7 protein-coding genes are annotated in these 10,468 nt (G+C 72.4%); 4 read left to right on the plus strand and 3 right to left on the minus strand.

The window, feature by feature from the left end:
• The first annotated feature begins 302 nt into the window (after positions 1–302).
• From ACGFQ9_RS38170 to ACGFQ9_RS38185, 4 genes are all read left to right on the plus strand, one after another.
• The gene (locus tag ACGFQ9_RS38170) at positions 303–1,067 is read left to right on the plus strand and encodes an ABC transporter ATP-binding protein (protein WP_393580487.1); all 765 of its coding nucleotides are present in this window, start codon (positions 303–305) and stop codon (positions 1,065–1,067) included.
• Between the two features lie 72 nt (positions 1,068–1,139).
• Positions 1,140–3,887 (plus strand): fumarate reductase/succinate dehydrogenase flavoprotein subunit, encoded by a 2,748-nt coding sequence (locus ACGFQ9_RS38175; protein WP_393580488.1) that lies wholly within the window; start codon positions 1,140–1,142, stop codon positions 3,885–3,887.
• A 189-nt stretch (positions 3,888–4,076) separates the two neighbouring features.
• Positions 4,077–4,718: a hypothetical protein gene (locus ACGFQ9_RS38180; protein ID WP_393580490.1), complete on the plus strand. Its 642-nt coding sequence runs from the start codon at positions 4,077–4,079 to the stop codon at positions 4,716–4,718.
• 11 nt (positions 4,719–4,729) lie between these two features.
• Positions 4,730–5,272 carry a hypothetical protein gene (locus ACGFQ9_RS38185; RefSeq protein ID WP_393580492.1) on the plus strand — a complete coding sequence of 181 codons (543 nt, stop codon included), beginning with the start codon at positions 4,730–4,732 and terminating at the stop codon, positions 5,270–5,272.
• Between the two features lie 84 nt (positions 5,273–5,356).
• On the opposite strand, the gene nuoN is transcribed toward ACGFQ9_RS38185, so the two are convergent.
• Genes nuoN through nuoL form a run of 3 tightly spaced genes read right to left on the minus strand, consistent with a single transcriptional unit; the run spans position 5,357 to position 10,456 of the window.
• On the minus strand, positions 5,357–6,991 hold the full coding sequence (gene nuoN, locus ACGFQ9_RS38190; RefSeq protein ID WP_393580494.1) for an NADH-quinone oxidoreductase subunit NuoN: 1,635 nt from the start codon (positions 6,989–6,991) through the stop codon (positions 5,357–5,359).
• Positions 6,988–8,559 (minus strand): NADH-quinone oxidoreductase subunit M, encoded by a 1,572-nt coding sequence (locus ACGFQ9_RS38195; RefSeq protein ID WP_393580496.1) that lies wholly within the window; start codon positions 8,557–8,559, stop codon positions 6,988–6,990. The genes nuoN and ACGFQ9_RS38195 overlap by 4 nt, the downstream gene beginning before the upstream one ends.
• 1 nt (position 8,560) lies before the next feature.
• Positions 8,561–10,456, minus strand: a complete 1,896-nt coding sequence (gene nuoL, locus ACGFQ9_RS38200; protein WP_393580498.1) for an NADH-quinone oxidoreductase subunit L — start codon at positions 10,454–10,456, stop codon at positions 8,561–8,563.
• Positions 10,457–10,468 lie beyond the last annotated feature (12 nt).

The following is a 10,468-nucleotide window of genomic DNA, read 5'->3' on the forward strand; positions in this document are numbered from 1 at the left end:
AGACCGCGGAAGCAGACACCACGGACCCGGCACACACCGGCCCGGAGACCGGCCCGTCAGAGGACGGCACCGCGAGGGCGGGCACCGGCGCGGGTTCCGGCCGACCGGCTGGGTCCGGGGCGGAGCCCCGGGGAGTGGGGAGGGGCGGGTAGGGGACATGCCCCGCGCAGCGGCCCTGCCCCGTGCCGCACGCCCGCACCCGTACCGGCCTCACGGCACGCACCACGCGCTGCCACGCCGCACACCGCACACAAGCCACCGGCCACCGGCCACCGGCCACCGAAACGAGGAAGGAGCCATCCATGACCACCGTCACGGTCACCGCCCCCGCCCGCGCCACCGCCCCGGCGGGCGCCGCCCTCGCCCTGGACGGCGTACGGCTGGGCCACTCGCCCGCCGCGCCGGTGCTCGACACCGTCGACCTGCGGATCGCCCCCGGCGAACTGCTGGCCGTCGTGGGCCCTTCCGGCTGCGGCAAGTCCACCCTGCTGCGCACCCTCGCCGGGCTGCTGCCGCCGCTGGCAGGCGAGGTCACCCAGGACGGCCGCCCCGTCACCCGGCCCGGCGCGGACCGCGCACTGGTCTTCCAGGAGGACGCCCTGCTGCCCTGGCGGACCGTACGGGCCAACATCGAGCTGCCCCTCGCGATCCGCCGGACCGCACGCGCCGAGCGGCGCCGCGCGGCAGCGGACTGGCTGGACCGGGTGGGTCTCGCCGAGCACGCCCGCAAGCTGCCGCACCAGCTCTCCGGCGGCCAGCGGCAGCGTGTCCAGCTGGCCCGCGCCCTCGCCGCGCGCCCCCGCGCCGTGCTGATGGACGAACCGTTCGGCGCACTGGACGCCCAGACCCGCGCCGAGATGCAGGACCTCCTGGTGGAGATCCTGCGCGGCACCGGCGCCACCGTCGTCTTCGTCACCCATGACGTGGACGAGGCCCTGTTCCTCGGCGACCGGGTGGCGCTGCTCGGCACCGGCCGGGTGCTGACCGTGCCGAGCCCGCGCGACCGGGCCGCGCACCGGTCGCCGGACACCGCCGCCCTGCGCGCCGAGATCCTCGACTCCCTCTGACCGCGCGCCCGCGCCCCCACTCACAGGCGAAGCCGCGCAGCCGCGTGGCCGCGCACACCGAAAGGCACCCCCGTGCAGATCCCCGCCCTCGCCGACGCGACCGAACTCTCCTGCGACGTCCTCGTCATCGGGGGCGGCACCGCCGGCACCATGGCCGCGCTCACCGCCGCCGGCCGCGGCGCGGACGTCCTGCTGCTGGAGAAGGCCCACGTCCGGCACTCCGGCGCCCTCGCCATGGGCATGGACGGGGTCAACAACGCGGTCATCCCCGGCCGCGCCGAACCCGACGACTACGTCGCCGAGATCACCCGCGCCAACGACGGCATCGTCGACCAGTCCACGGTCCGGCAGACCGCCACCCGCGGCTTCGGGATGGTCCGGCGGCTGGAGTCGTACGGCGTGAAGTTCGAGAAGGACGAGCACGGCGAGTACGCGGTGCGCCAGGTGCACCGGTCGGGTTCGTACGTGCTGCCCATGCCCGAGGGCAAGGACGTCAAGAAGGTGCTCTACCGGCAGCTGCGGCGGCGCGAGATGCGCGAGCGGATCCGCATCGAGAACCGGGTGATGCCGGTACGCGTGCTCACCCACCCGGAGACCGGCGAGGCGATCGGCGCGGCCGGGTTCAACACCCGCACCGGGGAGTTCGTGACCGTACGGGCGGGGGCGGTGATCCTGGCGACAGGCGCCTGCGGGCGGCTCGGACTGCCCGCGTCCGGCTACCTCTACGGCACGTACGAGAACCCGACCAACGCCGGTGACGGCTACGCCATGGCGTACCACGCGGGAGCCGCCCTCACCGGCATCGAGTGCTTCCAGATCAACCCGCTGATCAAGGACTACAACGGGCCCGCCTGCGCGTACGTCGCCAACCCGTTCGGCGGCTACCAGGTCAACCGGCACGGCGAGCGGTTCGTCGAGTCCGACTACTGGTCGGGCCGGATGATGGCCGAGTTCGCCGCCGAACTCGCCTCCGACCGGGGCCCGGTCTACCTCAAGCTCAGCCATCTCCCCGAGGAGACCATCGGCGCCGTCGAATCGATCCTGCACTCCACGGAGCGGCCGACCCGCGGCACCTTCCACGCGAACCGCGGCCACGACTACCGCACCCACGACATCGAGATGCACATCTCGGAGATCGGCCTGTGCGGCGGGCACTCGGCCTCCGGGGTACGGGTGGACGCGCACGCCCGCACCACTGTCCCGCGGCTCTACGCCGCCGGGGACCTGGCCTGCGTACCGCACAACTACATGATCGGCGCTTTCGTCTTCGGCGACCTGGCCGGGGAGGACGCGGCACGGTACCGGGCGTACCGGGGACCGCTGCCCGCCGACCAGCTGGCCGCCGCCCACGAGCTGGTCTACCGGCCGCTGCGGAACCCGGACGGACCGCCGCAGCCCCAGGTGGAGTACAAGCTGCGCCGCTTCGTGAACGACTACGTGGCGCCCCCGAAGACGGGCGCCAAGCTGTCCCTGGCGGTGGAGGCGTTCGTCCGGATGGAACGGGAGATCGCGGAGATGGGCGCCGGGACCGCGCACGAGCTGATGCGCTGCGCGGAGGTGTCCTTCATCCGGGACTGCGCGGAGATGGCGGCCCGGTCCTCGCTGGCCCGTACGGAGTCCCGGTGGGGGCTGTACCACGAGCGGCTGGACCATCCGGAGCGCGACGACGCGGGCTGGCTGCACCACCTGGACCTGCGCAAGTCGCCCTCCGGGGCGATGGAGTTCACCGCGCGGCCGGTGGAGCCGTACGTCGTCCCGGTCCCGGAGTTCAGCCCGCCGGGCGGCCCGGAACGGCACCTGGGCGAGGTCGGCCTCGTCCCGGTGGCCACGGCCGGGCCGCGCGAGGCGGCGCCGGCGGCGGCGCGCGCCATCGCCGGCACCGGCGCGGCTGCGGCCGGCCCCGAACCCGACCCGCTCGACGAGTCCGAGTCCGAGTCCGGCTCCGGGCAGGGGCGGCTGCTGCGGCTGCTCGCGCTCGGCGAGGAGGAGCCCGACCTGGCCGCGCTACGGCCGTACCTCACCGACCCGGACCCGGCGGTGCGGTCCGCGGCCGTGGCCACGCTCGCCGAGACCCTGCCGGCCGGGGCCGGGCCCGCCCTCGCGGAGCGGCTCGCCGACGCGGCGCCGCAGGTCCGCTCGGCCGCCGCCGCCTCGCTGCGCGAGCTGCTCGAAGTGCTGCCGGCAGAGCCGGAGTTCGGCGTCGGGCTGCGGGCGGCGCTGGACGTCGCCGACCCGGCCGTCCGTACGGCCGCGCTGGAGGCGTTGCGTACGCTCCGGCTGGGGGACGCCGGACTGTACGCCCGTTCGCTCGCCGACGGCGAGGCGGCGGTCCGGATCCAGGCGGTCCGTGCCCTGGTCTCCGTGGATGCCGTACGGGCGCTCGGCACGGCCGCCGCCGACCCGGCCCGGGAGGTGCGGGTCGCGGTCGCCAAGGGTCTCGCGGCGGTACGCGCGCCCGCGCCGGAGCCGCTGGAACCGCTGCTGGACGACACCGACCCGCTGGTCCGGGGCGCCGCGCTGGCGGCGCTGGCCACGACCGGCTGCCCGGCCGGGCACGCCGGGCGGGCGGCGGCCGCGCTCGGTGATCCGGCGTGGCAGGTACGGGCCGGGGCGGCGACGGCACTGGCTGCGGCCCCGGCCGGCCTGGCGGTGCCCGCGCTGGCGAAGGCACTGGCCGACGCGAACGCCGATGTCCGCAAGGCGGCCGTGCTGGCCCTGCTGCGGCATGCGCCCGACCCGGCCGCGCGGGCGGCGCTGGCCACGGCCACGTCCGACCCGGACGCGGACGTCCGCACGTACGCGTCCCGCAGCACCGGCTGAGCGCACCTCCGCCGAAGCTGCGGGCACGGCTCGGCCGAGGTGTGGGCAGGCGTGCCTGCGCGGCCGGGGCAGCCGCACGGCGCGGGGACCCAAGGTCATCCGGACGGCTCGTTCGCGTGGCGGGACGGCGTCACCGGTGCGCATGCTGCTCGGACAGCCGGAAGTCCCCGCCGTGCAGGAGGCCCTGCCATGCCCGTGTCCGCCCGCACCGCGGCTCTCGCCGCCGCGGCCGTGGCCCTGTCCCTCGCCCCGGCCGTGACCCCGGCCGCCGCCCCGCCCGCGCGGGCCGTGGAGGGTCCCGCCCCCGACCCCCTCGACGCGCAGGCGATGCGCGACATGGCCGTGGCCATCGCGGTCACCGCCAAGTACGTGGACGAGGAGCAGGCGCTCAAGGACGGCTACGTCCGCCACGGCGAGTGCCTGCTCAACCCGTTCGGCCCCGGCGCGATGGGCTACCACTACGTGAAGGACGCCTACTGGGGGTCCACCGACCCGAGCAAGCCGACCGCTCTCGTCTACAGCCCGGAGACGGACCGGAACGGCAAGCACCGGCTGTACGCCGTGGAGTGGATGGTCTCCGACAAGGACCAGGACCTGACCACCACCGAGGACCGCCCGTCGATGTTCGGCCTGCCCTTCGACGGACCCATGCCGGGTCACTGGGCGGGTATGCCCAGGCACTACGACATTCACATGTGGGCGTACAAGGAGAACCCGTCGGGCCGCTTCCACAACTGGAACCCCGCCGTCACCTGCCCCGGCGCCACGCCGGCGGCCAAGCCCGGCGCCACCCCCACCCCCGCCCTGACCCCCGCACATCAGCACTCGTAGGAGCCAGAGGAATGTCCGTGCGCACCCTCGCACCCGTGCTGGCCGCCGTCACCGCGGCCCTGACCCTGCTGTCCGCCCCGGCGCGGGCGGCCGCCGATCCGGACCCGGTGCGGGAGGCGAACGAGCTCTCGGCGGCCGCGAAGTCCACGGCGAAGTACGCGGACGAGGCCCTGGCCATCAAGGACGGCTGGATCCGCACGGACGAGTGTGCCTCCGACCCGAAGTCCGGCGGCATCGGCTACCACTACGTCAACCCGAAGTACATCGGCTCGGTCGATCCCCGGACACCCGCCACCCTGGTCTACGCGGACGGCCCCGAGGGGCGCGAACTGGTCGCCGCCGAATGGGTCGTCAACGACGGCGACGGCACGCTGGAGACCACCGACGACCGCCCCTACCTGTTCGGCATGCCCTTCGACGGGCCGATGCCCGGCCATGTCTCGGGACAGCCCCACCACTACGAACTGCACGTGTGGCTGTTCAAGGCCAATCCGCACGGCAAGTTCGCCCCCCACAACCCCTCGGTGAAGTGCCCGTCGGCGTCGGCGCACTGACCCGGCTCCGCAACGCCGAAGGGCCCGGCTCCCCCGCGAGGGGAGCCGGGCCCGGTCGTACGGACCAGCCGGTCAGCGCCGGCGTCAGCGGACGAACGTGCTCGCCGACCCCGCCAGGTCCAGGAAGTACTGCGGGGCCACACCCAGCACCAGGGTCACCGCGACGCCCACCGCGATGGTGGTCATCGTCAGCGGTGAGGGCACCGCGACCGTCGGACCGTCGGCCTTCGGCTCGCTGAAGAACATCAGCACGATCACCCGGACGTAGAAGAACGCCGCGATCGCCGAGGAGATCACGCCGACCACGACCAGCGCGCCCGCGCCGCCCTCCGCCGCCGCGCTGAACACCGCGAACTTCCCGGTGAAGCCGGACGTCAGCGGGATGCCCGCGAAGGCCAGCAGGAAGACGGCGAAGACCGCCGCCGTGAGCGGGGAACGCCGGCCCAGGCCGGCCCACTTGGACAGGTGGGTGGCCTCGCCGCCCGCGTCGCGCACCAGCGTGACCACCGCGAACGCGCCGATCGTCACGAACGAGTACGCGGCCAGGTAGAACAGCACCGAGGAGACGCCCTGCTCGGAGGTGGCGATCACACCGGCCAGGATGAAGCCGGCGTGCGCGATGGAGGAGTAGGCCAGGAGCCGCTTCACATCGGTCTGGGTGACCGCGATGATCGCACCGGCCAGCATGGTCACGATGGCCACGCCCCACATGACCGGCCGCCAGTCCCAGCGCAGGCCGGGCAGGACCACGTAGAGCAGCCGGAGCAGCGCACCGAACGCCGCCACCTTCGTCGCCGCGGCCATGAAGCCGGTCACCGGGGTGGGCGCGCCCTGGTAGACGTCCGGGGTCCACATGTGGAACGGCACCGCGCCGACCTTGAACAGCAGGCCCATCAGGATCAGCGCGCCGCCGATCAGCAGCAGCACGTCGTTGCCCATGGTGGTGGCCAGCGCCGGGTCGATCCGGGTGACCGTGCCGTCCACCACGTCCGCGATCTGCGCGTACGAGACGGAGCCCGCGTAGCCGTACATCAGGGCGATGCCGAACAGCAGGAAGGCGGAGGAGAAGGAGCCCAGCAGGAAGTACTTCACCGCGGCCTCCTGCGACATCAGCCGCTGGCGGCGGGCGAGGGCGCAGAGCAGGTACAGCGGGAGGGAGAAGACCTCCAGGGCGATGAACAGCGTCAGGAGGTCGTTGGCCGCCGGGAACATCAGCATGCCGGCGATCGCGAACAGCGCGAGCGGGAACACCTCGGTGGTGGTGAAACCGGCCTTGACGGCGGCCTTCTCGCTGTCGCTGCCCGGGACGGAGGCCGCCTGGGCGGCGAAGGAGTCCACCCGGTTGCCGTGCGCCTTCGGGTCGAGGCGACGCTCGGCGAAGGTGAACAGGGCGATGACCGAGGCCAGCAGGATGGTGCCCTGCAGGAACAGGGCGGGCCCGTCCACGGCCAGCGCGCCCATCGCGGCGACCTGCGCCTTGGTCGTGCCGTACCCGCCGGCGGCCAGCGCCACCACGGCCGCGAAGGCCGAGGCGAGCGCGGCCACCGCGAGGAAGACCTGGACGTAGTAGCGGGACTTGCGCGGTACGAACGCCTCCACGAGCACGCCGAGGATGGCCGCGCCCACCACGATCAGCGTGGGCGCCAGCTGCGCGTACTCGATGTGCGGGGCCGGGATCCGGTCCACCGCGTCGGCGCTCAGAGTGGTCGGACTGATCACTTCGCCGCCTCCACCTCGGGACGGGGATCCGTCTGCTTCACATCGGACATGGTGTACTCCACCGCCGGGTTGACGATCTCGGTCAGCGGCTTCGGGTAGACGCCCAGGAAGATCAGCACCGCGATCAGCGGGGCCACCACCAGGACTTCCCGCAGGCGCAGGTCGGGCATGGCCCGGACCTCCTCGCGCACCGGTCCGGTCATGGTCCGCTGGTACAGCACCAGGGTGTAGAGCGCGGCCAGCACGATGCCGAGGGTGGCGATGATGCCGACGGCCGGGTACCGGGCGTAGGTGCCGACCAGCACCAGGAACTCACTGACGAACGGGGCGAGTCCGGGCAGCGAGAGAGTGGCGAGGCCGCCGATCAGGAAGGTGCCGGCGAGCACCGGGGCCACCTTCTGCACACCGCCGTAGTCGGCGATGAGCCGGGAGCCTCGGCGCGAGATCAGGAAGCCGGCCACCAGCATCAGCGCCGCCGTCGACAGGCCGTGGTTGACCATGTAGAGGGTGGCGCCGGACTGGCCCTGGGAGGTCATCGCGAAGATGCCCAGGATGATGAAGCCGAAGTGCGAGATCGAGGCGTAGGCGACCAGTCGCTTGATGTCCCGCTGGCCCACCGCGAGCAGCGCCCCGTAGACGATGCTGATCAGGGCGAGGACCAGGACCACCGGGGTGGCCCACTTGCTGGCGTCGGGGAACAGGCCGAGGCAGAAGCGGAGCATCGCGAAGGTGCCGACCTTGTCGACCACCGCGGTGATCAGGACGGCGACCGGGGCGGTGGACTCGCCCATCGCGTTCGGCAGCCAGGTGTGCAGCGGCCACAGCGGGGCCTTCACCGCGAAGGCGAAGAAGAAGCCGAGGAAGAGCAGCCGCTCGGTGTTGGTGGCCATCTCCAGCTTGCCCGCGGCCCGCAGGTCGGCGATCTCCGTCAGGGAGAAGCTGCCGGTGACCACGTACAGCCCGATGACGGCGGCCAGCATGATCAGGCCGCCGGCCAGGTTGTAGAGCAGGAACTTGACCGCCGCGTACGACCGCTGGGCGGCCGCGTTCTCGTCCGAGCCGGCGTGCGCCCGGTCTCCGAAGCCGCCGATGAGGAAGTACATCGGGATGAGCATGGCTTCGAAGAAGATGTAGAAGAGGAAGACGTCGGTGGCGGCGAAGGAGAGCAGCACCATCGCCTCGACCATCAGGATCAGGGCGAAGAAGCCCTGGGTCGGACGCCACCGCTTGGAGGACGTCTCCAGGGGGTCGGCGTCGTGCCAGCCGGCCACGATGATGAAGGGGATCAGCAGGGCGGTGAGCGCGATCAGCGCCACCCCGATGCCGTCCACGCCCAGCTCGTAACTGACCCCGAAGTCCGGGATCCAGGCGTGGGATTCGGTGAGCTGGTAGCGGGCGCCGCCGGGCTCGAACCGGACCGCGACGACCGCGGCCAGCGCCAGCGTCGCCAGGGAGACGAGCAGCGCGAGCCACTTGGCGGCGGTCCGGCGGGCGGCCGGGACGGCCGCCGTCAGGATCGCGCCGACCGCGGGTGTCGCCGCCGTCACCGTCAGAAGCGGGAAGTTCATGTCACACCGCCCTCATCAGCAGGGTCGCGGCGATGAGGATCGCCGTGCCCCCGAACATCGACACCGCGTACGAGCGGGCGTAGCCGTTCTGCAGCTTGCGCAGCCGGCCCGAGAGCCCGCCGACGGAGGCGGCCGTGCCGTTGACCACCCCGTCGACCAGGCTGTGGTCGACGTACACGAGCGAGCGGGTCAGGTGCTCGCCGCCGCGCACCAGCACGACGTGGTTGAAGTCGTCCTGGTACAGGTCCTTGCGGGCCGCCCGGGTGGCCCAGCTGCCGCGGGGTGCGGTGACCGGGACGGGCTTGCGGCCGTACTGCCCGTAGGCCAGGGCCACGCCGACGATCAGGGCCACCACGGTGAGGCCGGTGATGGCCGCGGCGCCGATCGGCGGGTGCCCGTGCTCGAAGGAGGTGACCGGCTCCAGCCAGGTCACGAAGGAGTCGTGCCAGCTGAACACGGCGCCCGCGAACACGGAGCCGAAGGCCAGCAGGACCATCGGGACCGTCATGCTCTTCGGGGACTCGTGCGGGTGCGGCTCGTGTCCGTGCTCGTCGGGCTGCCAGCGCTTCTCGCCGAAGAAGGTCATCAGCATGACGCGGGTCATGTAGAACGCGGTGATGGCCGCGCCCAGCAGGGCCACCCCGCCGAGGATCCAGCCCTCGGTGCCGCCCTTGGCGAAGGCGGCCTCGATGATCTTGTCCTTGGAGAAGAAGCCGGACAGGCCCGGGAAGCCGATGATGGCCAGGTACCCCAGACCGAAGGTCACGAAGGTGACCGGCATGTACTTCCGCAGCGCCCCGTACTTGCGCATGTCGACCTCGTCGTTCATGCCGTGCATGACGGAGCCGGCGCCGAGGAAGAGCCCGGCCTTGAAGAAGCCGTGCGTGACCAGGTGCATGATCGCGAAGGCGTAGCCGATCGGGCCGAGGCCGGCCGCGAGGATCATGTAGCCGATCTGCGACATCGTCGAACCGGCCAGCGCCTTCTTGATGTCGTCCTTCGCGCAACCGACGATCGCACCGAAGAGCAGCGTGACCGCACCGACGACGGTGACGACCAGCTGGGCGTCGGGCGAGCCGTTGAAGATGGCGCCGGACCGGACGATCAGGTAGACGCCGGCGGTCACCATGGTCGCCGCGTGGATCAGGGCCGAGACCGGGGTCGGGCCCTCCATGGCGTCACCGAGCCAGGACTGCAGCGGCACCTGGGCCGACTTGCCGCAGGCGGCCAGCAGCAGCATCAGCGCGATCGCGGTCAGCTTGCCCTCGGACGCCTCGCCCGCCGAACTCAGCACCGGCCCGAAGGCGAAGGTCCCGAAGGTGGTGAACATCAGCATGATGGCGATGGACAGGCCCATGTCGCCGACCCGGTTGACCAGGAACGCCTTCTTGGCGGCGGTGGCCGCGCTGGGCTTGTGCTGCCAGAAGCCGATCAGCAGGTACGAGGCGAGGCCCACGCCCTCCCAGCCGACGTACAGCAGCAGGTAGTTGTCGGCGAGGACCAGCAGCAGCATCGCCGCGAGGAACAGGTTCAGATAGCCGAAGAAGCGGCGCCGGCGCTCGTCGTGCTCCATGTACCCGACCGAGTACAGGTGGATGAGCGTGCCCACTCCGGTGATCAGCAGGACGAAGGTCATCGACAGCTGGTCCAGCTGGAAGGCGACGTCCGCCTGGAAGCCCTCGACCGGGATCCAGCTGTACAGGAACTGGTTCAGGGTGCGGTCGTCCGCCTCGCGCCCCAGCATGTCGGCGAACAGGACCACGCCGATCCCGAAGGAAGCGGCGGCGAGCAGGGTGCCGAGCCAGTGCCCGACGGCGTCGAGGCGCCGGCCGCCGCACAGCAGCAGCACCGCCCCGAGCAGGGGCGCCGCCACGAGCAGCGCAATCAGATTCTCCACGGTGTACGCCCC

Source organism: Streptomyces sp. NPDC048603 (assembly GCF_043199475.1).
Taxonomy (GTDB): Bacteria; Actinomycetota; Actinomycetes; order Streptomycetales; family Streptomycetaceae; genus Streptomyces.

Bases quoted from the DNA above. Each gene is read 5' to 3' on its own strand.
- ACGFQ9_RS38195 (WP_393580496.1), bottom strand. From the start codon at position 8,559: ATGAACTTCCCGCTTCTGACGGTGACGGCGGCGACACCCGCGGTCGGC.
- ACGFQ9_RS38185 (WP_393580492.1), top strand. From the start codon at position 4,730: ATGTCCGTGCGCACCCTCGCACCCGTGCTGGCCGCCGTCACCGCGGCC.
- ACGFQ9_RS38180 (WP_393580490.1), top strand. From the start codon at position 4,077: ATGCCCGTGTCCGCCCGCACCGCGGCTCTCGCCGCCGCGGCCGTGGCC.
- ACGFQ9_RS38170 (WP_393580487.1), top strand. From the start codon at position 303: ATGACCACCGTCACGGTCACCGCCCCCGCCCGCGCCACCGCCCCGGCG.